The following is a 26,525-nucleotide window of genomic DNA, read 5'->3' on the forward strand; positions in this document are numbered from 1 at the left end:
GAGACACCCCGCATGAGCACTTTCGACAACGTCGTGGCCGGTCGCGCCACGATGGAAGCTGCCGCCTCCACGCCCGGCGCGATCATCGCGCGGCTCGAGCGGCTTCCGGTCAACGCGATGCAGATCCGCGCTCGCGTGCTGATCGGCGCCGCGACGTTCTTCGACGGCTTCGACGTGATCACGATCGCGGCGACGCTGCCGCTGCTGATCCACAAATGGGGGCTGTCGCCGACGCAGATCGGCCTGCTGATCGCATCCGGCGCGATCGGCCAGCTGATCGGCGCCTTCCTGTTTCCGGCGCTGGCGGAGAAGCATGGCCGCGTGAAGGCGATCGCGTGGAGCTCGGCCGTGATCGGCATCACCAGCATCGCGTGCGGCTTCGCGCCGACCTTCGAGATCTTCGTGCTGCTGCGGATCCTGCAGGGCCTGGGCCTGGGCGGCGAGCTGCCGGTCGCCGCGACGTACATCAACGAGATCACGCGCGCACACGGCCGCGGCCGCTTCGTGCTGCTGTACGAGATCGTGTTCCCGATCGGCCTGCTCGTGTCGATGGCGCTCGGCGCGTGGCTCGTGCCGCGTTTCGGCTGGGAAATCATGTACTTCGTCGGCGGGCTGCCGCTGATCCTGTCGCTCGTGCTCACGCGCATCGTGCCGGAGTCGCCGCGCTGGCTCGCGTCGCGCGGGCGCCTGGCCGAAGCAGGGCGCGCGGTCGGCGCGTTCGAAGCGTCGGTGCGCGGCGAGCTGCCGCCGGTCACGCAGGCGGCCGCGTTCGACGAGATGGTGCGCCAGCATCCGAAGCGCAAGATGAGCGACCTGTTCAGCGCCGCGTATCGCAAGCGCACGCTCGCGGTGGCGACGTTGTGGGCGACCTGCGGGTTCATCCAGTACGGGCTGTCGACGTGGCTGCCGACGATCTACAAGAACTTCTATCACGCACCGCTGCAGCTCGCGCTGAACCTCGCGGTGATCGGCTCGGTGATGGGCGTGCTCGGGTCGCTGGCGTCCGCGCTGCTCGTCGACAAGCTCGGCCGCAAGCCGGTGATCGTGTGGTCGTTCGTGCTGTGCGCGCTGTCGCTGGCGTTCGCGGGCGTCTATCACGCGTCGTCGGTGTATGTCGTCTCGATCTTCTGCTCGCTGTCGCTCGGGTTGATGGCCTCGGGGTTCATCACCGCGTACGTCTATACGCCTGAGCAGTATCCGACGAGCATCCGCGCGTCGGGCTGCGGGCTCGGCAGCGCGTGGCTCAAGATCGCGTCGTTCGTCGCGCCGATGGTGGTGCCGCACGCGATCATCGGCGGCAACCTCGCGCCGGCGTTCTACCTGATCGGCATCGTGCCGCTGATCGCGGCGGTGACCGTGCACTTCGTCGGGATCGAGACGAAGGGGAAGGTGCTCGAAGCGCTTGAAGCGTAAGCGCGGCTGGCGGTATCGGCTGCAGTGATGAGGCCCGGGCGATGTCCGGGCCTTTTTGTTTGGCGGCGATCGGGCTGCTGCTGTGCGGCGGAGCGTGCGAACGCGCAAGATGGCCGACTTGCGGCTTGCGTGTTCTAATTCACGATCCCGTTTTTCGACCGACTGTCGCCATGCCTCTGTTCGAACCCGTCACGCTGGATACCTCCCGCCTCGTCCTGCGACCGCTACGCGACGCCGATGCGCACACCTTCTTCGAGATCTGGTCGGATGCGGAAGCGATGCGCTATTTCTCGTTCTCGCCGATGACGCACATCGAACAGGCGATCGAACGTGTCGCGCGCAACGTGAAGAATGCCGCGAGTGGGCAGGACCTGATCTGCGTGCTGGAACTGCGGGAAACCGGCGAAGCGCTCGGCGAATGCGTGCTGTTCCATGCGAACGAGCAATGCCGGCGCGCCGAGATCGGCTTCAGCATGCGGCGCAAGTTCTGGAGCGGCGGTTACATGCGCGAGGCGGCATCGGCCGTGATCGATCACGCGTTCGGCACGTTGCGGCTGAACCGGCTCGAAGCCGATATCGATCCGCGCAACGCCGCATCGGCGCGGCTGCTCGAACGGCTCGGCTTTGCGCGGGAAGGGTTACTGCGCGAACGCTGGATCGTCGGGGACGAAGTATCGGACAGCGCGCTGTACGGGTTGCTGGCGCGCGACCGGCGCGCGTGATGCGTAATGCGTGATGCGGCCGGGCCGGCGATGGCCCGGTGGTATCAATCCCAGCGGCTGTCTTCCATGTCGGCTTCCACATCGGCGGTGCCGCCGAATCCCAGCTGCTCGAGCTGCGCGTAGTAGCGCGTGTAGTCGAATTCGCCGTCCTCTTCCCACGGTTCGAGATCCCAGATCACGTCGGCCATCCACGGAATCCAGCGCGGCGGAGGCGGCCATTTCAGGAAGTAGGTCACGCGCTCGCGCTCGTGCCACGCGTGCTGTTCCCACCATTCCTGAAACACCATCATGAACGTTTCGCCGCCGCCCATGCGCCACCGCATGCTGTACGGATGCGAATCGGCCGCGACGATCCACGGCGGTGGAACCGCACCGTACTGCGCGAGGTAGTCGGCCACGCTTTGTCTGTACCAGTCTGCGTCCGCGTACTGCCCCATCTGATCTCCTTCCGCTGTCTGCCGCGTATTCCCTTAGCACGCTCACGGTTTCGCGAGCCAGCCCTCGACCTGTTCTTTCCCGCGCAGCGCCGCGACCCAGCGGGTGGGCAACGCGTGCTCGCCGTACAGCGCGCCGGCGAGGCTGCCGGCGATGGCCGCCGTCGTATCCGTGTCGTTGCCGAGTGCGATCGCGCGCTTCACACAGTCTTCGTAGCTGCCCGTCGACAGCAGGCAATGGATCGACGACCAGAAGCTGTCGACCACGTAACCGGATCCTTGCGGCGTATCGAAGCGGCCATCGAGCACGATCTTCAGTTCGCTCTCGTCGGCGGTGCCCGTGTAGCGCGCCAGCAGCTCGTCTTCGGCGGCGCGCACCGCATCGGGCGCGGGCTGGCCTTCGACGATGCCCCATGCCGTCAGGCCATAGAGCGCACAGCACAGTTGCGAGCGCACGTGGCCGTGCGTGACGACGCTCTGCTTGCACGCGAGCCGGATCGCTTCGTCGCGCGATGCGGCGACCATGACCACCGGGAAGCAGCGCATCAGCGAGCCGTTGCCGTTGTCGCGCTCGCCGTTCGGGCCGGCAACGGCTGGCGCCGCGCCGGCCGCCAGCGCGTGGAATGCACGCTGCGTCTGCAGGCCGACGTCGAACACGCGGCCGTCCGGCGTGAAGGCGCCGCGATGAAACCAGTCCTGCAGGTTGCGCGCGAACGTGTCGAGATTCAGGGCGTGGTCGTCCGACAGCGCGTCGAGCAGCGCGAGCGCCTGCGCGCCGTCGTCGCTCCAGGTGCCGGGCGGCACGCCGGCGTGGGCGCGCGCAAAGCCGGGCGGCGGCGTCATGTCGATCGCGGCCGGCGGCGGAATCGACTCGGCGTCGTGGAATTCATACGGCACGCCCAGCGCGTCGCCGATCAGCAGGCCCAGCAGGCCGCCGCGCAGGCGGGATCGTCGGTTCGGAGTGGTGGTCATCGGACAGGGATCGGGTTGGCGGCTCGCGCCGCGGAATACCGTGCAGCCTAGACCAATCGCGTGCGCGTGCCTAGCCGATGCCGCGCCGCCGGTGCGAACGAATGCCGCATGGCCCGTGTGCGCCGGTGAACTAGAGTCGAACGGTAGCGGATGAAACGACACCGGGAAGACAAGATCATGGCCAAGAAATTTCCGCTGCATCCCGTGCATCCGGAGCGGATCTGCTGGGGATGCGACAACTACTGCCCGACACACGCGATGCGTTGCGGCAATGGCTCCAGCCGTACGCAGCACCCGAGCGAGCTGCTCGGTGACGACTGGTATCGATACGGCGACTGGGGCATCGAATGCGCGGATGCCGACAGCGAGCACGAACCCGCGACCGAAGCCGGCGGGCAGTCATAGCGACAAGTTGCCTCACCTGCGCGCATCCGGTTTCTTGATCTGCATCACGGTTGCGAAACGCGTGCCGAAACATCATGGAAAAAGATGCATAAGACACGCATCTTGAAGCGGGCGGGATGCCCGGCAGCCAGGAACCCGTGTTCCGCTGTCGCTCGCGCCGACCCGCGCCCCCATGATCGAGAAAGGAGAGCACCGTGTTTTGCTATCAATGCGAACAGACTGACCGGACCGGCACGCGGCCCGGCTGTGCATCGGCGAAAGGCAACTGCGGCAAGGATGCAACGACGGCGGACCTGCAGGACCTGCTGGTCCATGCAGTGAAGGGCATTGCGCAATACGGCGCGATCGCGCGTGCGATGGGCGCACCGGATCGCGATGCCGACCGGTTCGTGTTGTATGCGATGTTCACGACGCTGACCAACGTGAACTTCCATGCGGCCCGTTTCGTCGCACTGTTGCGCGAAGCGGCGCAGATGCGCGACCGCGTGAAGGCCGCATGTGATGCGAGCGCGCGGGCGGCGGGCACGGTCGTCCCGGCGCAGCACGGGCCGGCGATGTGGCAGCCGGCGGACGATCTGGCCGGGCTGCTGGAGCAGGCCAAGAGCGTCGGCGTGGACCACGGGCTCGACAAGGTGGGCGCGGACATCGTTGGCCTGCGCGCGCTGGTGCTGTACGGGCTGAAGGGCGTGTGCGCGTACGCGCATCATGCGCGGGTGCTCGGCTACGAGCGCGACGACATCTACGAGGGAATCGAAGCGGCGCTCGCGTTTCTCGCGCGCGACCCCGACGACGTCAACGCGCTGCTCGCGCAGGCACTCGACCTCGGCCGGTTGAACCTGACGGTCATGGAACTGCTCGACAGCGCGAACACCGGCCGTTTCGGCGCGCAGCAACCGACGGCCGTGCGCGTGTCGCCGGTGGCGGGCAAGGCGATCCTCGTGTCGGGCCACGATCTCGGCGATCTGCACGCGCTGCTCGAACAGACGGCCGGCACCGGCATCCAGGTGTACACGCACGGCGAGATGCTGCCGGCTCATGCGTATCCGGTGTTGAAGGCGTTTCCGCATCTGGCCGGCAACTACGGCGGCGCGTGGCAGGATCAGCAGAGCGACTTCGCGCATTTCCCGGGGCCGATCCTGATGACGTCCAACTGCATCATCGAACCGATGCCGCAATACCGGCAGCGGATCTTCACGACGGGGCCGGTCGGCTGGCCGGGCGTGCGCCATCTCGAGCATCACGATTTCTCGACGCTGATCCGCGCCGCGCAGGCGCTGCCCGGGTTCCCGGCCACGGCGCCGGAGGAGACGATCACGGTCGGCTTCGGCCGGCATGCGGTGCTCGGTGTCGCGGACAAGGTCATCGACGCGGTCAAGGCCGGACAGATCCGCCATTTCTTCCTGATCGGCGGCTGCGACGGCGCGGCACCGGGCCGCAACTACTACACCGAGTTCGCGGAGCAGGCACCCGACGATACGGTCGTGATGACGCTCGGCTGCAACAAGTACCGGTTCAACCGGCACGCGTTCGGCGATATCGGTGGCATTCCGCGCCTGCTCGACCTCGGGCAGTGCAACGACAGCTACTCGGCGATCCGGATCGCGACGGCGCTCGCCGACGCATTCGAATGCGGCGTGAACGACCTGCCGCTGTCGCTCGTGATCTCGTGGTTCGAGCAAAAGGCGGCGGCCGTGCTGCTGACGCTGCTCGCGCTCGGCCTGCGCAACATCCGCCTCGGGCCGACGCTGCCGGCCTTCGTGACGCCGGGCGTGCTGGCGGTGCTGGTCGAGCAGTTCGGCATCCAGCCGATCGGCGACGCCGGTACCGACCTGGCCGCGTCGCTGGCGCGCCAGGCCGCTTGAGCGGGATCGTTCGATGACTTATCGCATCGAGATCACGACACGCGACGGCGAGCGCTTCGGCTTCGGCTGCGACGCCGGGCAGGATCTGCTGTCGGCAGCGGCCGAGGCCGATATCACGCTGCCGTCGCAATGCCGGCGCGGAAGCTGCGGCGCGTGCCAGGCGACCGTCGTCGACGGCGCGTACGAGACGTCGACCGACAGTGCCGGCGTGCTGCCGGCCGGCCAGCGCGGCGCGGTCCTGTTGTGCCGGACCCGGCCGCGCGGCGATCTGCGGGTCGCCGCGCCGTACGACCGCACCAAGGTGCTGCTGCATCCGGTGCCCGTGCGCACCGCGCAGATCGCGGCGCTCGAGACGATCGCGGCCGACACGATGCGCGTCGAGCTGCAGGTCGAGCCCGACGACGCATTCGGCTCGGCCGCGGAATTCGAGCCGGGCCAGTTCGCGGAACTCGAGGTGCCGGGCAGCGGTGTGCGCCGCCCGTATTCGCTCGCGAACACGAGCAACTGGGACGGCCGCCTCGAGTTCCTGATTCGGCTGCGGCCGGGCGGCTGGTTTTCGACCTACCTGCGCGAGCGGGCGCGGCCGGGCGATCCGCTGACCGTGCGCGTGCCGATGGGCGGCTTCGGGCTGTTCGCGGACAGCCTGCGGCCGCGCTGGTTTGTCGCGGGCGGCACCGGGCTCGCGCCGATCCTGTCGATGCTGCGGCGCATGGCTGAATTTCAGGAGATGGTCGACGCGCGGCTGTTCTTCGGCGTCAATCAGGAAAGCGAACTGTTCATGCTGGATGAACTCGCGCGATTGCAAGCCGACCTGCCGCAGTTGCGCGTCGAACTGTACGTCTGGCGGCCGGGCGGGGAGTGGGCCGGGGCGAGTGGCACGCCGGTCGACGCGTTGCGCGCGGCGCTCGCGCAGGGCGGCGCGCCACCGGACATCTACGTGTGCGGACCGCCCCCGCTCGTGCAGGCGGTGCGGGACGTGGCGATGACGGCCGGCGTGCCCGATGCGCAGTTCGCGAGCGAGCGTTTCACCGTGTGATGCTTGTATCCGGCACCGATGGTGCGCCGCGGGTATTGCGGCGCCAGCGGAAGGCTGCCTCGCCCGTTGTGCAACGTGCCAGCGCGGCCCGCTGGTCCGTTGCCGCGAAGCTGTCGCACGGCGTCGCACGGCGTCGCCGCGCATTCGTCCGGAGGGCGCGCGCGTCGCTGGCGGTATGCTTGCGCCCGGGACCGGCGCCGGTGACGGACGACGGACGACGGAGCGCAATCCGCGCAGCCGACGACACGGCGGCGGCATCGGGGCATGGAGTCACGACATGGAGCAGGTAGTGGTGACGCACGTCGCGCCATATTCAACCGACAGCGAGTGCGCGGCGGTGACGTTACGGTGCGGCGAACACGAGATCACGGTGTTCTCGTTCGGAGGCGACGCGCGCGTCGACGACATCGTGCGAACGCCGGTGTCGGCAGTCGACTGCGAGGTCCGGGCGGCCTGTCTCGACGATTGGCCCGACGACGCAAGACGTGCGGCCAGCCGGCAATGGATCGGGAAAACCGGGAACCCGTACGGCTACCGCGGATGCGGGTGGGTCATCGATCGGGAGCAGGGGTTGATCGACGTGGTCGGCTTCACGCTCGACGTGGGCGAGTTGCCATGCGACGGCGCGGTCGAATTCGAGTGCCTGCGGCTCGATCTCTGACCGGGCAGGCGACCGGCGGGCTTGCCGGATTGCCGGCACGAACTTACCCTTGGTCGACATCCCGGCCCCGAACAGGATCACGACCATGCAAGCCCACCCCCTGCGTCTTTCTCCCGGCGACGACCTGCGCGCGACGATCGAGCACGCATTGCGTCAGCACGACGCGCACGCGGCCTTCGTGATCCAGGGCATCGGCAGCCTGAGCATCGCGCAGTTGCGCTTTGCCGGGGCCGACGTGCCGACCGAATTGCGCGGCGACCTCGAAATCCTGACGCTGGCCGGCTCGGTATCGCCGGACGGCGCGCACCTGCACATGTCCGTTTCCGATGTGGTCGGCCGCGTGTCGGGCGGCCACGTGGCCAGCGGCTGCGTGGTGCGCACGACCGCCGAGATCCTGCTTGCCGTGCTTCCCGCGCATCGCTTTGCGCGCGAACCCGACCCGCACACCGGCTTCAACGAACTGGTGATCCGTCGCGAGCCGGGCGGCGAGGGCGCGTGACGGCTGCGAAGCGGCGTTAGAATCGGCGGTCATTCGACACTTTTTCGCCATTCACCGTTCCGCGAGGCCGCCATCCATGGATGATTCCGACATCGAACAAAAGGCGTGGGATATCGTCCGCACCTGGCTCGAGGGCGCGACGCCCGAGCAATGGCACCGCTTCGCCGCGCGTTCCAATTACGACGGTAACAGCCGCGCGCTGCGCTGGCTGCTCGACAACCGCAACATCGATCGCGCCACCGCGCTGCTGATCTACTGGAGTCTCGGCGCCGCGTGGTTCGTGCAGTACGCGAACGAAAGCGACCTGGGCAACGCGTCGTATCAACTGGACCGGTTCCGGCTGGTGCGTGAAATCGAGCAGCGTTATGCCGACGGCTATTACGCCGATCACGGGATCTGGTTCGATCCGCATGACTACGAAGGCGCGAGTCCGAACGACTATCCCGATCTCCCGGTCGCGCGACCGGTGCCGGCGCTGATGCTGCAGCCGACCGACGGCCGCGAGTATGTCGATCTCGACGAAGCGGAAGGGTACGACGAAGGCTTGCCGTTCGACGTGGTCGAGCGGCTTTACGCGCTTCACGCGTGACCGGGCCGGCGCTGCCCTCCGGCGCGGGATAAAAAAATGGCGCCGCGGGCATTCAGCCTGCGACGCCATTGCGTGGTGTGCTGCGACGTCTACCGCCCGTCGCAGCCCGCTCCGCGTGCTTACAGCTGCACGGTGTCGGCCACTTCCTTGAAGTCTTCGATCTGGTCGAAGTTCATGTACTTGTAGATCTTGTCGCCGTTCGCGCTGAGCACGCCCATGTCGGCCATGTACTCTTCCTTGGTCGGGATCTTGCCCAGACGCGAGCAGATTGCCGCCAGTTCCGCCGAGCCGAGGTACACGTTCGTGTTCTTGCCCAGGCGGTTCGGGAAGTTGCGGGTCGACGTCGACATGACCGTCGCGCCTTCGCGCACCTGTGCCTGGTTACCCATGCACAGCGAGCAGCCCGGCATTTCGGTACGCGCACCGGCCGTGCCGAACACGCCGTAGTGGCCTTCTTCGGTCAGCTGCTTCTGGTCCATCTTGGTCGGCGGCGCGACCCACAGCTTGACCGGGATGTCGCGCTTGCCTTCGAGCAGCTTCGACGCGGCACGGAAGTGACCGATGTTGGTCATGCACGAGCCGATGAACACTTCGTCGATCTTCGCGCCTGCGACGTCCGACAGCGTCTTCACGTCGTCCGGGTCGTTCGGGCATGCGACGATCGGCTCGTGGATGTCGGCGAGGTCGATCTCGATGACGGCCGCGTACTCGGCGTCGGCATCCGGCGACAGCAGTTGCGGGTCGGCCAGCCACTGTTCCATCGCCTCGATACGGCGCTGCAGGCTGCGCGGATCCTGGTAGCCCTGCGCGATCATCCACTTCAGCAGCGTGATGTTGCTGTTGAGGTATTCGATGATCGGTTCCTTGTTCAGGTGCACCGAGCAACCGGCTGCCGAACGCTCTGCCGACGCATCCGACAGCTCGAACGCTTGCTCGACCTTCAGGTCGGGCAGGCCTTCGATTTCGAGGATACGGCCCGAGAAGATGTTCTTCTTGCCTTGCTTGGCGACCGTCAGCATGCCTTGCTTGATCGCGTACAGCGGGATCGCGTTGACGAGGTCACGCAGCGTGACGCCCGGCTGCATCTTGCCCTTGAAGCGGACCAGCACCGATTCCGGCATGTCCAGCGGCATCGTGCCGGTGGCGGCCGCGAACGCGACCAGGCCCGAACCTGCCGGGAAGCTGATGCCGATCGGGAAGCGGGTGTGCGAATCGCCGCCGGTGCCGACGGTGTCGGGCAGCAGCATGCGGTTCAGCCACGAGTGAATCACGCCATCGCCCGGGCGCAGCGCGATACCGCCACGCGTGCTGATGAAGTTCGGCAGCGTCTGGTGCGTCTTCACGTCGACCGGCTTCGGATAAGCGGCGGTGTGGCAGAACGACTGCATCACGAGATCGGCCGAGAAGCCGAGGCACGCGAGATCCTTCAGTTCGTCGCGGGTCATCGGGCCCGTGGTGTCCTGCGAGCCGACCGAGGTCATCTTCGGTTCGCAGTACGTGCCCGGGCGCACGCCCTGGCCTTCCGGCAGACCGCAGGCGCGGCCGACCATCTTCTGCGCGAGCGAGAAGCCCTTGCCGCTGTCGGCCGGCTGGTGCGGCAGGCGGAACAGCGTCGACGGCGCGAGGCCGAGCGCTTCACGTGCCTTCGCGGTCAGGCCGCGGCCGATGATCAGCGGAATGCGGCCGCCGGCGCGTACTTCGTCGAACAGCACGTCGGACTTGACCTGGAATTCGGCGATCACGTTGCCGTCCTTCAGCGCCTTGCCTTCGTACGGGCGCAGTTCGACCACGTCGCCCATTTCCATCTGCGACACGTCGAGTTCGATCGGCAGCGCGCCGGCGTCTTCCATCGTGTTGTAGAAGATCGGGGCGATCTTGCCGCCGAGGCACACGCCGCCGAAGCGCTTGTTCGGCACGAACGGGATGTCTTCACCCGTGAACCACAGCACCGAGTTGGTGGCCGACTTGCGCGAGGAGCCGGTGCCGACCACGTCGCCCACGTAGGCGACCAGGTGACCCTTTTCCTTCAGCGATTCGATGAACTTGACCGGGCCGCGCTTGCCGTCTTCTTCCGGCGTGATGCCCGGGCGGGTGTTCTTCAGCATCGCCAGCGCGTGCATCGGGATGTCCGGGCGGGTGGTGGCGTCCGGGGCCGGCGACAGGTCGTCGGTGTTGGTTTCGCCCGTCACCTTGAACACGGTGATGGTCAGGCTTTGCGGCACTTCCGGACGGCTCGTGAACCATTCGGCGTCGGCCCAGCTCTGCAGCACGGCCTTCGCGTGCGCGTTGCCCTTGTCGGCGAGTTCCTTGACGTCATGGAACTGGTCGAACATCAGCAGGGTTTTCTTCAGTGCGTCGGCGGCCACGGCAGCGACGGCTTCATCGGACAGCAGCTCGATCAGCGGCTGGATGTTGTAGCCGCCCAGCATCGTGCCGAGCAGTTCGGTCGCGCGTTCGCGCGAGATCAGCGGGCAGACGGTCTCGCCCTTGGCCACGGCGGCCAGGAAGCCGGCCTTCACGCGGGCGGCTTCGTCGACGCCGGCAGGCACGCGATGGGTGATCAGGTCGAGCAGCGTCTGCTCTTCGCCGGCGGGCGGGTTCGTCAGCAGTTCCACCAGTTCGGCGGTCTGCTGAGCCGTCAGCGGCAGGGGAGGAATACCGAGCGCGGCGCGGGCGGCCACGTGAGCACGAAAGTTTTCAAGCATGGGGAGACCTGCTGATATTGCGTTTGAGGGGAAGGCCTTGCCGGCACTCCGGGGCTGTTCCAGGCACTGCTTTGAGCGGGATTCTAATCTCAATGCTCTGTAACGTCAAATGTCTTATGTCTTATATAAGAGTTGAGAGCCGCGGCACGGGAAAGCCCGATGGGACGGGGGAGTTGGGTTTTTCGGGCGTGTTTCGCGGGCTTGCCTGGCCGTGAACGCGGGCGAGGGGTTCCGGGTGGTTCCGACCGCCGCCGGGACGCGCGGCGGTCGGCGGGGCGGGGTGGTCAACTGCGGCCCGGGATCGTCCGTTCGCGCCAGGCCGCTCCCGTCGGATCAGGCATGCCGTCATGCGGAACGGGCGCGGGCCGTTGGGGACGGCAGGCGAGGTGCGCGACCGGTAACGAAGTCCCGGGAGCCCGGTTGCCGGGGCCGTGGCGCACATATCTGCACAAGCACGCAAGGAAACGGTACACACATGCCGCTTTCGCGCGCCTACGCTCCATTTCGCGCGACTTTCAATCAGGTTTCAAAAGCCGAGGCGAGCAGCGGTGCGTGCCGATCGCCCCGTCCTGAACGGCCGCGCGCCCCTCAGTCCTTTCGATCAACAGCATGCGATACAGAGAATCGGTTTTCGTGGTGGTGTCGCTCGTCGCCTCGTCGGTCGTGCAGGCGGCCGCGGCCGGCGACGAAGCGCGCGGCTCCGCCAGTGGTCCCGTCGCACTGGTCTATCGCGGCCCGGCTGCGTGCGATGGTTGCCCCGAGACGATTGCGAGGCGCCTGCGGGAATCGGAACACAAGTTCCGCGTGATCTACGTCGGGCCGGCGGAAAAACTCAAGATCACGCCGGCTGTCCTGGCGGGCGCCGCGCTGTATGTCCAGCCCGGCGGCGGGCAGGACATCCCCGGCGCGGCGGCCAGCATCGGGAAGCGCTCGATCGAGGCCGTGCGGCAATACGTGTCGAACGGCGGGCGCTATCTGGGCATCTGCATGGGCGCCTACCTGGCGGGCAACCCGGGTTTCGGGCTGGTCGATGGCGAGATCGACACCGAAGTCGACCGGCCGCGCTCCACGCTCCACGGTATCGCGGACACGGTGACGCCGGTGGTATGGCGCGGGAAAAGGCGCTGGATCTACTTCCAGGACGGCGCGATGCTTCCGGCCGCTCCCGGCGCGGTCGTGCTGGCGACCTATCCGAACCGCGATATCGCGGCCGCGACCTATCGCTACGGCAAAGGCCGCATCGGGCTCGTCGGCCCGCATCCCGAAGCCGACGAAAGCTGGTACGGCGAGTACGGTCTCAAGAATCCGGACGGCGTGCTGCCGGACATGGCTTACGACCTGATCAATGCGACGATGAAGCCATAACGGAGGGTGCTATTTCCGTTTGGCGCGATACGCGTCGAGATTTTTCCGCGCCTGCGCGCGGATCGCGCGTTGCACGAAAGGCGTCCAGCCGAGCAGCGCGCCTTTCAGTCCCAGCGCCTGACGCGCCCAGCGCCACAGGTCGAAGCTGTCGCGATGCTCGACGATGAGTCCGTCGCGAAACCGGAACCGCGCGTCGATCCGGTTGACCACCATCCGGCCGGTCGCGGTGAACCGGTAGTGGGCGATCCACTCGGCACGCCCGGCCTGTTGATCCGCGTCGACGTCGCCGAACGTCAAGGAAAAGTCCTGCGCCCGCGCGACCAGCATGCGCCACATGTCGCGTGCGAGGTCGCCGCGCAACTCGCCGAATGCGGGATCGCTGAAGACGACGTCATCGGCATAGCAGGCGAGCATGGCGTCGATGTCGCGCTGCTGGAACGCCGCGTAGAAGCGCTGGATCAACTCGGTGTGCGGATGGTTCATCTCTGGATCGGGTGTTGCTGCGGATGAAGCGGAGCCGCGACGCGGTGGCCGGAATTCCGCCGGTCAATCGAAGGGGGCATGCTGGACGGCAAGGATCCGCCGATCGAACCGACGTCGACGCGTTTGCCCCGCGACAATGCCGGTCACGTGCAGGCGTTCGGCGGCACCGCCGTCCGGGCCGTGACATGCGTCGCGACTTCGGTCGAACAAAGCGGGATTGAATGTGGGCGCACGTGGCGCCGGTTCAGGCCTTGTGACCCGGGCGCGACCGGCGCGTCAACTGACATACGTCAGCGATTCGCCAGCGCGACGTCCTGGTTGCCGCGCCCCGTCACCAGGCAGCCCGACATGAATGCCTCGCTCTGGCTGCCGGCGGCCGCTTCGCCGAAGCCGCGGCCGAGCGCGTCGACCTTCACCTGCGCGGCGCCCTGTTCGCACGCAAGCGGGCTGGTGTCGCGGCCCTGCGCATGCAGGATCGCGCGATCGCCAATGAGATACGCCAGCAGCGCGAAAACAGCGATATGTACGGCTCGTCTCATGGTTCGTCTCCTCGTCGCTCAAGCGTAACGCGGACCGGTTTGACGAAGCACTTGGGGGTTCCCCCGGTAAACGTCTGCTGAAACGGGGGAAGCGCGGTGATCCTGTCCCGTTTTTCGTACTTTGCGTGCGGAAGGAGGGCGCGGCTTCAATGCGGCCGGCAGGCGAAGCCGGACGTGCGGCGCGGCATTCGCGCGACGGTTTTCAGCGCGGCAGGCACGCGATTCGCGCGAGTTTGACGAATGTCAGGGTACGGGTGGGGCGGGGCGGTCGCGCGGCCGTTCAAAGCGATAGCATGAATGCATGATTTGACGGAACGCGATCGCGGACGAATGCATCGGTTCCGGCAAGCAGGTGCGTGTTGAATATCGCTATCGAAATAGTGAGGAATCCAAATGCTTAACGTCTCTTCCGTCCTGATCAGCCTCGCCCCGATGTGGGCCATCCTGCTCGTTGCATCGTCGGCCGCCGCCTATTTCGTGTTCTGGCGCAAGGTCATCGATTGAGCGCTGCGTGAAGGCCGGTGCGCGTGCGGGCGGCAACGCGCACACGTGTCGCACGGCTCGTTCGTCCGTCGCGGGTGCTGGCCTGCGGCCCGTCAGCGAACGCCCGTCGACGCGCCGCCGCGCTTCATCGCCGTCATTGCACGGCGGTTACCGGCACATTCGAAATCCGCACCAGCTGGCTCATCACACTGCGGCGGAACACTGACATCAACGCATGCAACGGGTCGTGCCGCGGCGCGACGACCACGATCTCGTCGCATCCTGTCTCCGCTGCCACGGCCGCGATCGTATCGGCTACCGGGCCCACCTTCATCACGACGCTGTACTTGACGCCGGCTTCCTGCAGGATCCGCTCGGCCATGGTCAGATCGTCGGACGCGAACTTCTCCTCGATCGAACGCAACCGCGACAGCGGATGGTAGGCCTCGAGCCGCGTCGATTCGAGCGGTGCCTGAACGTTGATCAGCACGATCTCCGACGCGCAACGTTCGCGATACAGGAAGGTCGCATGGCGAACCGCCTGAAGCGATCGTGGAGAGTGGCCGACCGGAACCAGCAGCTTGAGCATGAATATTGTCCAGGGAACGAGATGATTCCAGCGTAGCGCGCCGCCGGGCCGAACAATCTAAAGAGAGTGGGCGAGCGCGTAAAAATGTCGTTAACGCGCGCGGCCTCGTGCCGCACCTAATAGAAATATAAGAAATTTAAGTTTATGCGCATAAACGATTTCATCGGCCGGGCCGGTGTGTGCGACGCGTGGCCCGCCGCCCCGATTCAGTCGAAACCGCAATGAATCGCGGCGGAAAATATCGGAGGTTGCCGATCCGGCGTCGCGTAGAGTAGTGCATCGGCCGCGGCGCGGCCGCTCCCGGCCGGTTCGGGAGCGACCGCCGCCACGCGGCCCGCCATTCCATTCCGATTCCAGGAGACTCCGCATGCCGCACGGCGCCCCGCAGCTTCTCGCTCCCGCTTCCATCCCCGTCGATCCGATCGTGCGCCTGTCGGCGGGCGAGCTCGCGTCGGCGATCCGCGGCAAGGCCGTGTCGTGCGTCGAAACGATGCGCGCGTATCTCGATCACGTCGAGCGCGTGAACGGCGCGGTCAACGCGATCGTCGCGCTGCGCGATCGCGACGCGCTGCTCGCCGAAGCCGCGGAGAAGGACGCCGCGCTGGCGCGCGGCGAGTACCAGGGCTGGATGCACGGGATGCCGCAGGCGCCGAAGGATCTGGCGATGACGAAGGGGCTGCGGACGACCTACGGCTCGCCGATCTTCCGCGAAAACGTGCCGCAGGCCGATTCGGTGGGCGTCGCGCGGATGCGCGCGGCCGGCGCGATCTTCATCGGCAAGACCAACACGCCCGAATTCGGGCTCGGCTCGCACACGTTCAACGAAGTCTACGGCGCGACGCGCAACCCGTACGACCTGACGAAGAGCGCGGGCGGCAGCAGCGGCGGCACGGCGGCGGCGCTCGCGTCGCGGATGCTGCCGGTGGCGGACGGCAGCGATTTCGGCGGTTCGCTGCGCAATCCGGCCGCGTTCTGCAACATCTACGGCTTCCGCCCGTCGCAGGGCCGCGTGCCGCGCTGGCCGGGCGTCGACGTGTTCGTGCAGCAGCTCGGCATCGAAGGGCCGATGGGCCGCACGGTCGGCGACGTCGCGCAGCTGCTCGCGATCCAGGCCGGCTATGACCGCAACGATCCGCTGTCGCTTGCGGATGATCCGGCCGTGTTCGCCCAGCCGCTCGACACGGACCTGCGCGGCAAGCGCATCGCATGGGTCGGCGACTGGAACGGCTATCTCGCGACCGAGGCTGGCGTGCTCGCGCTGTGCGAACAGGGGCTGGCGACGCTGCGCGAGATCGGCTGCGACGTCGATGCCGCGCTGCCGGCGTTCGCGCCCGACCGGATCTGGCGCCTGTGGCTCACGCACCGGCACCTGCTGTCCGGCGGCGGCCTGCTGGCGCACTATCGCGACCCGGCGCGCCGCGCGCTGCTGAAGCCCGAGGCGATCTACGAGGTTGAAGGGCTGCTCGCGATGCAGGGTGCGGCCGTGTTCGACGCGAGCGTCGAGCGCACCGCGTGGCATCAGGCCGTGCTGAGCTTCTTCGACCGTTACGACTTCATCGCGGCGCCGACCGCGCAGGTGTTCCCGTTCGACGTCGACCAGCGCTGGCCGAAGGAGATCGCGGGCCGCGCGATGGATACCTACCACCGCTGGATGGAAACGGTCGTGCCGTGGACGCTGGCCGGCTGCCCGGTGATCAGCGTGCCGGTCGGCTTCAACGACGCGGGGCTGCCGATGGGGATGCAGCTGATCGGGCGTCCGCGCGCCGATCTCGCGGTGTTGCAGCTTGCGCGTGGCTATGAGCAGGCGACTGATTTGGTGGGCGGACGGTTGCCGGGGTGGATGGCTGCGTAACGCTGCGCTGGTCGATAGCCGATAGCCGAAGCCGAAGCCGATAGCCGATAGCCGATAGCCGATAGCCGATAGCCGATAGCCGAAGCCAAAGCCAAAGCCAAAGCCAAAGCCAAAGCCAAAGCCAAAGCCAAAGCCAAAGCCAAAGCCAAAGCCAAAGCCAAAGCCAAAGCCAAAGCCAAAGCCAAAGCCAAAGCCAAAGCCAAAGCCAAAGCCGGTCCGGATGGGCGCATGGCAGATCGAGAAGCGGGCGGCGACAAGCCGCCCGTTTTGCTTTGATTCCCGAACGTGTTGTTCGACGGCGCGGGGCACGCCCGGCACGGACACAGGCGTGTTTTGCGACGGCGTGGCGTCATGTCATTGATGCTGCACGGTACATTCCGCGTCGCTGCTTTGCCGGTCGATGGTGAATTCGACGCGCAGTGCGACACGCGCGACGGCTGGCCGCCCCCTCCGGCATCGTCTGCGAAACCCGGCAACGCCACCATTGACGCGGCTCGCGAACGAATTCCAGCTCCCGCCCGATATCGCCCGGCAAACGCGGACGAATCCGTCCGACCGCGTACGCCGGTCGCGGAATTGCAAGCCATCGCATGGCGCGATTTCGTTTCGATGTGTTTCAGTCGTTGCGGCCGCGCGCGGCGCGCTTCGACAATATCGGCCTCAACAATTCGGGCACGAGGAAAACACATGAAGCAGATTCGCGCGACGGGCCGGTACCTGGCCTCGGCAGGCATCGCGTTCGGCATGCTGGCAAGCGGCGCCGCACACGCGCAGCTCGACCTGCAGTCGCTCGGCGCATCGCTGCTCGGCGGCGGGCAGCAGCAGGCGGCGCCTGCGCAGGGCGGTGTCGGGCAACTGCTGCAGGCCTATGTCGGCGCGAACCAGCAGGTGCTGACCGGCCAGTCTTCGCTTGCGTCGGCAATGGGGCTCACCGGCGCGGCCGGGCAGGCGCAGCAGGCCGCGAGCCAGCTCGCCGGCGGCGATGCGCTGACGCCGGCCGCACTGTCGCAGATGGGCGGCGCGCAGCAATCGGTGTCGCAGGCGCTCGGCCAGGCATTCGCGAGCGGTGGCGCGACGCACGGGCCGATCGACAAGCAGGCGTTCAGCAACGGCCTCGCGTCGCTCGGACAGGGGCTCACCCAGTATTCGCAGCTGCAGTCGGGGCTCGGCAATCTCGGCTCGACGAGCGCGGCGTCGCTGTTGCAGTCGGGCCTGAATCCGCAGAACATGCAGGCTGCGTCGTATATCGCGCAAAGCGCGCCGGGCCAGTTGCAGTCGCTCGCGGCGACGCTCAGCCAGGCCGTGCAGTTCGCGACGAGCCAGGGCATTTCGGTGCCATCGGTCGCCTCGTCCGCGCTGAAGCTGCTGCCGTAACGTTGCGCGGGGCTGCGCGCGATGCGGTGCCGGCATCGCGTGCGACGACGAAGATCGCCCCGCCCAACATGGGGATTCCGCGCGATGCTATCGTGGCGTGTCCCTTTTTTCGGTGCAGGTTCATGACAGACTCGTTCGACCTCTCGCGCTATTTCTCCCGCATCGGCTATGACGGCCCGGTCGAGCCGACGCTCGACGTGCTGCGCCGGCTGCATCTGCTGCACCCGCAGGCGATTCCGTTCGAAAACCTCAATCCGCTGACCGGTGCGCGCGTCGCGCTCGACCTGCCGTCGATCGTCGACAAGGTGCTCGCGCATCGCCGTGGCGGCTACTGCTTCGAACTCAACAAGCTGTTCTACACCGCGCTCACGACGATCGGCTTTCGCGTGACGCCGATGATCGCGCGCGTGCGCTGGATGCTGCCGCCGGAAGTCGCCACCGCGCATACGCACATGCTGCTGCGCATCGATCTCGACGGCGCGGCGTGGCTCGCGGACATCGGCTTCGGCAGCGCGACGCTGACTGCGCCGCTGCGTTTCGTGCCGGACGAGCGGCAGCTGACGCCGCACGGCGCGTTCCGGGTCGTCGCCGCGCCGGTCGACGGTGAATTCGACATGCAGATCGAGACGCCCGACGGCTGGCAGACCACCTACCGCTTCCAGCCGAAGCGGGTCGAGTGGATCGATTACGACGCCGCGAACTGGTTCACGTCGACCTATCCCGAATCGATCTTCCTGCACAACCTGATCGCGTGCCGCGTGCTGCCGGACGGCCGTGCGGCGCTGCGCAACACCACGCTGACGATCCGCGACGCGGCGGGCGTCGGGCGCACCGTCACGTTCGACGATGTGGCCGCCTGGGGCGCGTGCCTGCGCGACACGATCGGCATCGACACCACGGGATTCGATCTCGACGCGCTGTTCGCGCGGCTGGCGGCGCGCGCCGCGACGTAACCGGGACTCACGATCGATAGCCAACGGCGGCCTGCGAACACGGGCCGCGGCTGCGATTGACATTTGCTAGATTGCTAGCATACTAGCGCCATGACCGACGAAGAAGTGAAGCAATTCAACGTGTACCTGCCGCTCAGCCTGATCCGGCAGGTCAAGCATCGCGCCATCGAAACGGAGCAATCGCTGTCCGCGCTGGTGGCCGATGCATTGCGCGCGTACCTGGCCGCGCCGCCGCCGGGCGCGGGGCCATCCACCAAGGAGGAGTGACATGTCATCCGAGCGAATCGAAGCGGTGTACCTGACGACGCACAACTGGGGCAAGTCGGCGAAATTCTTCCAGGCGCTGGGCTTCACGCTGGAGTTCGAAACCGATCATCACTCGGGCCAGCTGCGCAGCGGCGACGGCCCCTTTCTGTTCATCGCCGAAGTGCCGCCGGGCGAGACGCCGGACATGCAGGTCGTGCTCAAGGTGCCGGATGAACAGGCGGTGCAGCCGCAGCCGATCGTCGACGTCGTTACGCCGTTCGAGGATACCCACTGGGGCACGCGCGACATGACCGTGCGCGACCCGGACGGCCGCGTGTGGCGCCTGCAGGCGCCGGGCAAGCAGGGCGCGTGAGGCGGCCATGACCGAACCCCGCGAAAGCGCCCCCGACAGCACGGCCGCGCGCGTCGCGCTGTGGCGTGCACTGCACGTCGAACTCGACGCGCCGCCGCATGTGCTCGCCGACGAGGTCGGGCTGCAACTGCTCGCACCGGAACCCGGCTGGCAGCAGCGCGGCGACATGGATCCGCAGTTCACGCGGCCGTTCCGTGCGTCGATCGTCGCGCGGGCGCGCTTCATCGAAGATCTGGTGACCGAGCAGGCCGCGCGAGGCGTGAGCCAGTACGTGATCCTCGGCGCGGGCCTCGACAGCTTCGTGCAGCGCCGGCCCGACATGGCGTCCCGCGTGACCGTCTTCGAAGTCGATCCGCCCGCGCCGCAGGCATGGAAGCAGCGCCGTCTGGTCGAGCTCGGTTTCGGCGTGCCCGACTGGCTGCGTTTCGTGCCGGTCGATTTCGAAGCGAAACAGTCGTGGCGCGCGGCGCTCGTCGGCGCGGGTTTCGATGCCGGCAAGCCGGCGGTCGTGGTGTCCACCGGCGTCAGCATGTACCTGTCGCACGAAGCGAACGCGGCTGCGTTGCGCGAAGTCGCATCGCTCGCATCGGGCTCGACGCTCGCGATGACGTTCCTGCTGCCGCTGGAGAATGCGGATCCGGACGTGCGTCCCGGGCTGGAAATGGCCGCGAAGGGCGCGCGCGCAAGCGGCACGCCGTTCATCAGCTTCTTCATGCCGGCACAGATCCAGGCGCTTGCGCGGGAGGCCGGCTTCGCGCAAGCCGCGCACGTCTCGGCCGCCGAACTGACGCGCCGCTATTTCGCCGATCGCACCGACGGCCTGCGGCCGCCGAACAACGCGGAAGAGCTGCTGGTCGCGACGGTCTGAGCCGTCGCGTTCATCACGCCCGTCAAGCGCGTTCGAGCACGGCCATTTCCCGCACGACCACGAGCAGCACCGCGAGGCTCGCGCCGCCGGACGCGCGCAGGTCCGCGAGCAGGTGCTCGTAGCGCACGAGCGCGGCTTCGCGGCGCGCGCGCCACGCGCCGACGATCGTCTCCGGCGTGGTCGAATCCGGCGATTCCGCGAGCGCGCTCGTCGCGAGCGTGCGCTTGAGGCGCGCGACTTCCGCGAGCGCGGCCGCGCGCGCCAGCATGTCCCAGTGGGTCGGCGTCGGCAGTGTCGCCGCGCGTTCGCCGATCCAGCTGTAATTGAGCAGCGTGCCGAGCGAGAAATAGACGCCCGCGACGAGTTCGAGGCTGCGGTTGCTCGCCGCGGCCACCTCGGCGATGTCGAGCAGCGCGGCCGAGATGTCGCCGCTCGCGACGCGCACCGCCAGCGCGCTGTCGACGCCGGCTTCGACCAGCAGGCGCTGCCGCTCGGACAGCGCTTCGAGATCGTCGGCCGGCAGCAGCGACGGCAGCTGTGGCGCAAGCCGTTCCGCCGCGTCGCGGCAGCGCGCGATCAGCTCGACGACGCCGCCGTCGGCCACCGCGCCGGATTGCAGATGCCGCAGGAACCACAGCGCCGCGCGCTCCAGCAATCGTGCGACGTCGACGAACATGCGCGCCTGCACGTCGTCGGCGACGCGGTTGTCGAGCGCGTCGATGTCGCGCCACACGGCATCGAGGTCGAACACGTCGCGCGCCATGATGCACGCCCGCACGATGTCGCCGGGCTTCGCGTCGGTTTCCTCCATCAGCCGGTGCACGAACGCGCAGCCGACGCGGTTCACGAGCGCGTTGGTCAGGTGCGTCGCGAGGATCTCGCGGCGCAGCGGATGGCGGCGCATCGGTTCGCTGAAGCGCTGCTGCAGCGGCTTCGGGAAGTAGTCGACGAGCATCGCGGCCACCAGCGGATCCTCGGGCACGTCGGATTCGAGCAGCGCGTCGTAAAGCCACATCTTGCTGTACGCGAGCAGCACCGCGCGTTCCGGCGACGTGAGGCCGAGCTTCGCGGTCTGGCGCTCGGCGACTTCGTCGTCGGTCGGCAGGAATTCGATCACGCGGTTCAGGCGGCCCGCGCGTTCGAGCCAGCGCATCAGGCGCGCCTCGGCGTCGAGCATCTCGACCGCATAGCGGCCGGCGATCGACAGCGCCTGCGTCTGGTAGTAGTTGTCGCGCAGCACGAGCAGCCCGACTTCGTCGGTCATCTCCGCGAGCAGCGCATTGCGTTGCTTCTCGGTCATCTCGCCATCGGACACGACGAGCCCGAGCAGGATCTTGATGTTGACTTCGTGATCCGAACAATCGACGCCGGCCGAGTTGTCGATCGCATCGGTGTTGATGCGGCCGCCGCGCTGAGCGAACTCGATCCGGCCGAACTGCGTGCAGCCGAGGTTGCCGCCTTCGCCGACCACCTTGCAGCGCAGGTCCGTGCCGTTCACGCGCACCGCGTCGTTCGCGCGGTCGCCCACCTGCAGGTGGGTTTCGCGCGCGGCCTTCACGTAGGTGCCGATGCCGCCGTTGTACAGCAGGTCGACCGGCGCCTGCAGGATCGCGCGGATCAGCTCGGCCGGCGGCAGCGCGTGCGCGTCGATGCCGAGCGCGGCCTGCACGGCCGGCGACAGCGGGATCGTCTTCGCGGTGCGCGGATAGACGCCGCCGCCCGACGAGATCGACGCCGGATCGTAGTCGGCCCAGCTCGAGCGTTCGAGCGCGAACATGCGCGCGCGCTCCGCGAAACTCGTCGCGGGATCGGGGTTCGGGTCGAGGAATACGTGCCGGTGATCGAACGCGGCGACCAGCCGGATATGCGGCGACAGCAGCATCCCGTTGCCGAACACGTCGCCTGACATGTCGCCGACGCCGACCACCGTGAAGTCGGTCGTCTGCGTATCGATGCCCATTTCGCGGAAGTGCCGCTTCACCGATTCCCACGCGCCGCGTGCGGTGATCGCCATCTTCTTGTGGTCGTAGCCGACCGAGCCGCCGGACGCGAACGCGTCGTCGAGCCAGAAGCCGTATTCGTGCGAGATCGCGTTCGCGTAGTCGGAGAAGGTGGCCGTGCCCTTGTCGGCGGCGACGACCAGGTACGGGTCATCCGGATCGTGGCGCACGACGTCGGGCGGCGGCACGATCGCGTTGCTCACGAGGTTGTCGGTCAGGTCGAGCAGGCCGCGCAGGAAGGTCTGGTAGCACGCGATGCCTTCGCGCATCCACGCTTCGCGATCGCTCGGCGGCGGCGGGTTCTTCACGACGAAGCCGCCTTTCGAGCCGACCGGCACGATCACGACGTTCTTCACCATCTGCGCCTTCATCAGCCCGAGCACTTCGGTGCGGAAATCCTCGCGGCGATCCGACCAGCGCAGGCCGCCGCGCGCGACGCGCCCGCCGCGCAGGTGCACGCCCTCGACCCGCGGCGAATACACCCAGATCTCGAACATCGGCTTCGGCTCGGGCAGGCCCGGTACCTTCGCCGGATTGAACTTGAACGACAGGTACGGTTTCGAGTTGCCGTTCGCGTCGGCCAGGAAGTAGTTGGTGCGCTCGGTCGCGTTGATCACGCCGAGGAACTGGCGCAGGATGCGGTCCTCGTCGAGGTTCGGCACCTGGTCGAGCGCGCCTTCGATCTCTTTCAGCAGCCGTTCGGCCTGCACGTCGCGCGTGTCGCCGGTGGCCGGGTCGAAGCGCAGCAGGAACAGCTCGACGAGCTGCCGCGCGATCGCCGGATTGCCGGTCAGCGCGCGTTCGATATAGGCGTCGCTGAAGGTCGAGCCGACTTGCCGCAGATACTTCGCATACGCGCGCAGGATCGTCACTTCGCGTGCGCTCAGGTGGGCGCGCAGCACGAGTCGGTTGAAGTCGTCGTTCTCGATCCGGCCGCTCCAGATCTGGTCGAACGCATCTTCGAACAGGCCCTTCACGCGCTCGATGTCGAATTCGGTATCGTCGGCGAGCTCGAGGCCGAAGTCGTGTACCCACGCATGCGCGGCGTCCTGCGTCTGGATCCGGTACGGCCGCTCCTCGTCGACGCGCACGCCGAGATGCTCGAGCATCGGCAGGCTGCGCGACAGCGCGATCGGGTCGCCCGCGCGATAGACCTTGAAGCGGAACGCGCGCGCCTCGGCCTCGATCGGCCGGTACAGGTTCATCGCGAGCTGCCCCGAATCCTTCACACGCTCGATCAGCTCGATGTCGCGCACGGCCGTGCGCGCCGGATAGTCGTCGCGATAGCCGGCCGGGAACGAGTCGGCATAGCGCTGCAGCAGGCGGTTGCCTTGCTCTTCGCCGAATACGTCGAGCAGCGCGTCGGCGAGATCGTCCTGCCAGCGGCGGGTGACCTGCACGAGCCGCGTTTCGAGCTCGCGCGTGTCGACGTCGGGCATCGTGCCCGGTTCCGCATGCACGACGAAATGGATGCGCGCGATCGCCGATTCCGACAGCAGCGGCGTGAATTCGACGTTCACGCCGTTGTACGCATCGACGAGCAGCTTCGCGATGCGCCGGCGCAGGTCGGTGTTGTACTTGTCGCGCGGCACGAACACGAGGCACGACACGAAGCGGTCGAAGCGGTCGCGCCGCACGAACAGGCGCGTGCGCTGGTGTTCCTGCAGCCGCAGGATGCCGAGCGCGATGTCGTAGAGCTGGTCTTCGTCGGCCTGGAACAGCTCGTCGCGCGGATAGGTTTCGAGCACCGTCACGAGCGACTTGCCGAGATGCCCCTTCGGCAAGAAGCCCGCGCGCCGCACGATGTTCGCGCACTTGCGGCGCACGATCGGAATCTCGGCGCTCGACACCATGTAGGCGGTCGACGTGTAGAGCCCGATGAAGCGGCGTTCGCCGGTGACCTTGCCATCGGGGCCGACGAGTTTCACGCCGACGTAGTCGAGATAGCCGGGCCGGTGCACGGTCGCGCGCGAATTCGCCTTGGTCAGGAAGATCGGCCAGGAGCCGGTGATGATGTCGGCTGCCGCCGGTGGCAGCGGTGTGACGTCGGGCGCGCCCGACGTGCGCAGCGACTCGCGCAGGATGCCGAAGCCGGTGCCTTCGATGCCGCGCAGCCCGAAGCCGGTGCCGTCCGATACCAGCGCGTAGTCGCGCTGGCCGAGGAACGTGAAGTGATCGGCGGCCATCCATTCGAGGAACGCGCGTGCCTCGATGTCTTCCGCGGTCGATTCGCGCGCCTTCATTTCCTTGATCGTCGCGCGCGCGATGTCGACGATCTTCGGCCAGTCTTCCACCGACGCGCGCACGTCGCCGAGCACGTGCGCGATGTCGTTGCGCAACGTGTTGAGCAGCGCGGCATCGCCGCAGCGGTCGACTTCGAAATGGATGAACGACGCGAGCTGCGACTGGCCGTCGCCGGGCGTCGCGCCGCCCGCATCGACGCGCTCGATGCGGCCATCGCGACCGCGCCAGATGCGGAATACCGGGTGCAGCGCCGAGTGCAGCGCGAGCCCGAGGCGGTTGACGGCCATCGTCACCGAATCGACGAGGAACGGCATGTCGTCGTTGACGATTTCGATGACCGTGTGGTCGGAATGCCAGCCGTGCTGTTCGAGGATCGGGTTGTACACGCGCAGCCGTTCGCTGCCGGTCACGAATTTCTGGGCGGTCTGCCAGTGCGCCATCGCGGCGCCGTAGAGATCGGCGATGCTGCGGCTCTGCAGATCGTCGGCATCGACGAAGTCGTAGTAATGACGCAGGAAGGGTTCGACGATCCGGAACGTGGCTTCGGGCAGGCGCCCGCGCGCGAATTCGACGACGTCCGAGAGCAGGTGTGCGACGACTTCCTCGTTCTTCGCTTCCATGGCGGTCTCCTCGTCGGGTGGCCATCGGCTGCTGCGTCTGTCCGGCATTATGCGCCGATTGCGTGACAAAGCGATGTGCGGGCGCACAACGAAGGGCGGGCCGGAGGAAGCCGCGTGCGGCGCCCGTTGCGGGCGCCGCAGTAGGTGAATCAGTGCAGGGCAGGCAGCGCCGAAGCGACGCCGCCTTTGACGCTCAGCGCTCGTCGCTCCACAGCTTGCCGGCCGTCGCCCAGTTCTCTTTCTTCACGTCGGTGAGAATGATGTCGACCGAGCCCGGCTCGCAGCCGAGCGTCTCGCACGTGACACGCGTGATCGCTTCGACGAATGCGCGCTTCTGGTCGACGGTGCGGCCTTCGAAGAGCTGGATATTGAAAGTCGGCATGACGGATGCTCCGATGGTTGGGGTGAATGATGGGTTGGGAATCGGCGGCGTCAGTCGCGATACGTCGGATCGATCCGGTCGAGCCGGCGCAGCAGCGCCGGCCATTCCAATTCTCCTTCGATCGCGCCGCCGTCGCGCAGCTGTTCGGCGGTTCGGTCGGCGATGGCCGGGTCGGGCAGCACGAGCGGCCCGCCGCCGGCCTGCGCGCGCACCTGGATGTCGCACGCCTTGATCAGCGTATCCATCAGCACATAGGCTTCGGCCACGGTGCGCCCGACCGTCAGCGTGCCATGGTTGCGTAGCAGCATCGCGGATTTCGCGCCGAGGCTCGCGGTCAGCCGCGCGCCTTCGGCTGGCGAGAACGCGAGCGCCTCGTAGTCGTGGTACGCGAGGTCGCCATGAAACCGCAGCGCGTGCTGCGACGCGGGCAGCAGCCCGTCGCGCTGGATCGACACGGCGATGCCGGCCGTATTGTGCAGGTGCATCACGCACACGGCGTCGGCGCGCGCGGCGTGCACGGCCGCGTGCAGCGCGAAGCCCGTCACGTTGACCGCATGCTCGCTGTCGCCGATCCGGTTGCCGGCCAGGTCGATCTTCACGAGATTCGAGGCGCGGACTTCGTCGAACGTGAGGCCGAACGGGTTGATCAGGAAGTGGCCGGGCTCGCCGGGGACGGTCGCGGAAAGGTGCGTATAGATCAGGTCGTCCCAGCCGTTCAGCGCGACGAGCCGGTATCGGCGGCGACCCGATCAACGGTCTGAAGCACATCGACGTAATGAAGATGTTCAACGACGATCCGGACACGGATGCGGTCGTGATGATCGGCGAAATCGGTGGTCCGGACGAAGCCAATGCG

Annotated in this window: 24 protein-coding genes and 2 pseudogenes; 16 read left to right on the forward strand and 10 right to left on the reverse strand. The window is 67.4% G+C overall.

Translation table 11 applies throughout. The features are described from left to right. The first annotated feature begins 12 nt into the window (after positions 1 to 12). Both G3N61_RS20725 and G3N61_RS20730 read left to right on the forward strand, forming a co-directional pair. Positions 13 to 1,413, forward strand: coding sequence for an MFS transporter (locus tag G3N61_RS20725; protein ID WP_205823454.1), 1,401 nt, complete (start codon positions 13 to 15; stop codon positions 1,411 to 1,413). A 170-nt stretch (positions 1,414 to 1,583) separates the two neighbouring features. Further along, positions 1,584 to 2,135, forward strand: coding sequence for a GNAT family N-acetyltransferase (locus tag G3N61_RS20730; RefSeq protein ID WP_205823455.1), 552 nt, complete (start codon positions 1,584 to 1,586; stop codon positions 2,133 to 2,135). A 44-nt stretch (positions 2,136 to 2,179) separates the two neighbouring features. Here the strand turns inward: G3N61_RS20730 and G3N61_RS20735 are convergent, their stop codons facing one another. Together G3N61_RS20735 and G3N61_RS20740 are read right to left on the reverse strand one after the other, a co-directional pair. Then, positions 2,180 to 2,572 (reverse strand): hypothetical protein, encoded by a 393-nt coding sequence (locus G3N61_RS20735; protein ID WP_205823456.1) that lies wholly within the window; start codon positions 2,570 to 2,572, stop codon positions 2,180 to 2,182. Between the two features lie 42 nt (positions 2,573 to 2,614). After that, complete coding sequence (locus tag G3N61_RS20740) at positions 2,615 to 3,541, reverse strand: ADP-ribosylglycohydrolase family protein (protein ID WP_205823457.1); 927 nt, start codon at positions 3,539 to 3,541, stop codon at positions 2,615 to 2,617. A 177-nt stretch (positions 3,542 to 3,718) separates the two neighbouring features. On the opposite strand from G3N61_RS20740, the gene G3N61_RS20745 reads away from it, so the two are divergent. The 6 genes from G3N61_RS20745 (at position 3,719) to G3N61_RS20770 (ending at position 8,593) form a co-directional block, all read left to right on the forward strand. Beyond that, entirely contained in the window at positions 3,719 to 3,946 is a 228-nt protein-coding gene (locus tag G3N61_RS20745) for a DUF3079 domain-containing protein (protein WP_205823458.1), read from the forward strand. A 194-nt stretch (positions 3,947 to 4,140) separates the two neighbouring features. After that, positions 4,141 to 5,808: a hydroxylamine reductase gene (gene hcp / locus G3N61_RS20750; RefSeq protein WP_043177310.1), complete on the forward strand. Its 1,668-nt coding sequence runs from the start codon at positions 4,141 to 4,143 to the stop codon at positions 5,806 to 5,808. A gap of 13 nt (positions 5,809 to 5,821) precedes the next feature. Further along, positions 5,822 to 6,844 (forward strand): FAD-binding oxidoreductase, encoded by a 1,023-nt coding sequence (locus G3N61_RS20755; RefSeq protein ID WP_205823459.1) that lies wholly within the window; start codon positions 5,822 to 5,824, stop codon positions 6,842 to 6,844. Between the two features lie 277 nt (positions 6,845 to 7,121). Further along, positions 7,122 to 7,505, forward strand: a complete 384-nt coding sequence (locus G3N61_RS20760; RefSeq protein ID WP_205823460.1) for a hypothetical protein — start codon at positions 7,122 to 7,124, stop codon at positions 7,503 to 7,505. Positions 7,506 to 7,590: 85 nt separating this feature from the next. Continuing rightward, complete coding sequence (locus G3N61_RS20765; RefSeq protein ID WP_205823461.1) at positions 7,591 to 8,004, forward strand: PPC domain-containing DNA-binding protein; 414 nt, start codon at positions 7,591 to 7,593, stop codon at positions 8,002 to 8,004. A gap of 76 nt (positions 8,005 to 8,080) precedes the next feature. Beyond that, positions 8,081 to 8,593, forward strand: coding sequence for a DUF4274 domain-containing protein (locus G3N61_RS20770; RefSeq protein WP_043177302.1), 513 nt, complete (start codon positions 8,081 to 8,083; stop codon positions 8,591 to 8,593). 119 nt (positions 8,594 to 8,712) lie between these two features. Here G3N61_RS20770 and acnB read toward each other — a convergent pair whose 3' ends face one another. Beyond that, positions 8,713 to 11,298 carry a bifunctional aconitate hydratase 2/2-methylisocitrate dehydratase gene (acnB, locus tag G3N61_RS20775; RefSeq protein WP_043177301.1) on the reverse strand — a complete coding sequence of 862 codons (2,586 nt, stop codon included), beginning with the start codon at positions 11,296 to 11,298 and terminating at the stop codon, positions 8,713 to 8,715. A 609-nt stretch (positions 11,299 to 11,907) separates the two neighbouring features. Here acnB and G3N61_RS20780 point away from each other — a divergent pair. Beyond that, positions 11,908 to 12,663 carry a BPL-N domain-containing protein gene (locus G3N61_RS20780; protein ID WP_089452534.1) on the forward strand — a complete coding sequence of 252 codons (756 nt, stop codon included), beginning with the start codon at positions 11,908 to 11,910 and terminating at the stop codon, positions 12,661 to 12,663. A gap of 9 nt (positions 12,664 to 12,672) precedes the next feature. Here the strand turns inward: G3N61_RS20780 and G3N61_RS20785 are convergent, their stop codons facing one another. From G3N61_RS20785 to G3N61_RS20795, 3 genes are all read right to left on the reverse strand, one after another. Next, on the reverse strand, positions 12,673 to 13,146 hold the full coding sequence (locus tag G3N61_RS20785; protein WP_089452535.1) for a nuclear transport factor 2 family protein: 474 nt from the start codon (positions 13,144 to 13,146) through the stop codon (positions 12,673 to 12,675). A 290-nt stretch (positions 13,147 to 13,436) separates the two neighbouring features. After that, positions 13,437 to 13,685 (reverse strand): hypothetical protein, encoded by a 249-nt coding sequence (locus tag G3N61_RS20790; RefSeq protein WP_043177294.1) that lies wholly within the window; start codon positions 13,683 to 13,685, stop codon positions 13,437 to 13,439. Positions 13,686 to 14,322: 637 nt separating this feature from the next. Continuing rightward, positions 14,323 to 14,757 (reverse strand): universal stress protein, encoded by a 435-nt coding sequence (locus tag G3N61_RS20795; protein WP_205823462.1) that lies wholly within the window; start codon positions 14,755 to 14,757, stop codon positions 14,323 to 14,325. A 367-nt stretch (positions 14,758 to 15,124) separates the two neighbouring features. Between G3N61_RS20795 and G3N61_RS20800 the strand changes: the two genes are divergently transcribed. Next, on the forward strand, positions 15,125 to 16,609 hold the full coding sequence (locus G3N61_RS20800) for an amidase (RefSeq protein WP_205823463.1): 1,485 nt from the start codon (positions 15,125 to 15,127) through the stop codon (positions 16,607 to 16,609). On the opposite strand, the gene G3N61_RS20805 is transcribed toward G3N61_RS20800, so the two are convergent. After that, positions 16,552 to 17,298: a hypothetical protein gene (locus G3N61_RS20805; RefSeq protein ID WP_205823464.1), complete on the reverse strand. Its 747-nt coding sequence runs from the start codon at positions 17,296 to 17,298 to the stop codon at positions 16,552 to 16,554. The genes G3N61_RS20800 and G3N61_RS20805 overlap by 58 nt on opposite strands. Here G3N61_RS20805 and G3N61_RS20810 point away from each other — a divergent pair. The 5 genes from G3N61_RS20810 to G3N61_RS20830 all read left to right on the forward strand — a co-directional run bounded on the left by G3N61_RS20810 (position 17,297) and on the right by G3N61_RS20830 (position 20,423). Next, positions 17,297 to 17,983, forward strand: a complete 687-nt coding sequence (locus G3N61_RS20810; RefSeq protein ID WP_205823465.1) for a hypothetical protein — start codon at positions 17,297 to 17,299, stop codon at positions 17,981 to 17,983. The two genes, G3N61_RS20805 and G3N61_RS20810, sit on opposite strands and share 2 nt — an antisense overlap. A gap of 122 nt (positions 17,984 to 18,105) precedes the next feature. Further along, positions 18,106 to 18,936 (forward strand): arylamine N-acetyltransferase, encoded by an 831-nt coding sequence (locus tag G3N61_RS20815; protein WP_205823466.1) that lies wholly within the window; start codon positions 18,106 to 18,108, stop codon positions 18,934 to 18,936. Between the two features lie 90 nt (positions 18,937 to 19,026). Continuing rightward, a complete protein-coding gene (locus tag G3N61_RS20820) occupies positions 19,027 to 19,203 on the forward strand; it encodes a ribbon-helix-helix domain-containing protein (protein ID WP_039344130.1) in 177 nt (58 codons plus the stop codon). A gap of 1 nt (position 19,204) precedes the next feature. Then, positions 19,205 to 19,555, forward strand: coding sequence for a glyoxalase/bleomycin resistance/dioxygenase family protein (locus tag G3N61_RS20825; RefSeq protein WP_043177283.1), 351 nt, complete (start codon positions 19,205 to 19,207; stop codon positions 19,553 to 19,555). Positions 19,556 to 19,562: 7 nt separating this feature from the next. Then, entirely contained in the window at positions 19,563 to 20,423 is an 861-nt protein-coding gene (locus tag G3N61_RS20830) for a class I SAM-dependent methyltransferase (protein WP_205823467.1), read from the forward strand. Between the two features lie 22 nt (positions 20,424 to 20,445). On the opposite strand, the gene G3N61_RS20835 is transcribed toward G3N61_RS20830, so the two are convergent. The 3 genes and pseudogenes from G3N61_RS20835 to G3N61_RS20845 all read right to left on the reverse strand — a co-directional run. Next, positions 20,446 to 25,287 (reverse strand): NAD-glutamate dehydrogenase, encoded by a 4,842-nt coding sequence (locus tag G3N61_RS20835; RefSeq protein ID WP_205823468.1) that lies wholly within the window; start codon positions 25,285 to 25,287, stop codon positions 20,446 to 20,448. A gap of 193 nt (positions 25,288 to 25,480) precedes the next feature. Continuing rightward, complete coding sequence (locus tag G3N61_RS20840) at positions 25,481 to 25,669, reverse strand: 4-oxalocrotonate tautomerase (protein WP_039344138.1); 189 nt, start codon at positions 25,667 to 25,669, stop codon at positions 25,481 to 25,483. Between the two features lie 50 nt (positions 25,670 to 25,719). After that, positions 25,720 to 26,403, reverse strand: a pseudogene (locus tag G3N61_RS20845) (class II aldolase/adducin family protein); the annotation flags it as partial. On the opposite strand from G3N61_RS20845, the pseudogene G3N61_RS20850 reads away from it, so the two are divergent. Further along, positions 26,400 to 26,525: pseudogene (locus G3N61_RS20850) on the forward strand (succinate--CoA ligase subunit alpha); the annotation flags it as partial. The pseudogenes G3N61_RS20845 and G3N61_RS20850 sit on opposite strands and share 4 nt — an antisense overlap.

It is taken from the genome of Burkholderia sp. Ac-20349 (genome assembly GCF_017104865.1).
In the GTDB taxonomy this organism is placed as follows: domain Bacteria; phylum Pseudomonadota; class Gammaproteobacteria; order Burkholderiales; family Burkholderiaceae; genus Burkholderia; species Burkholderia aenigmatica.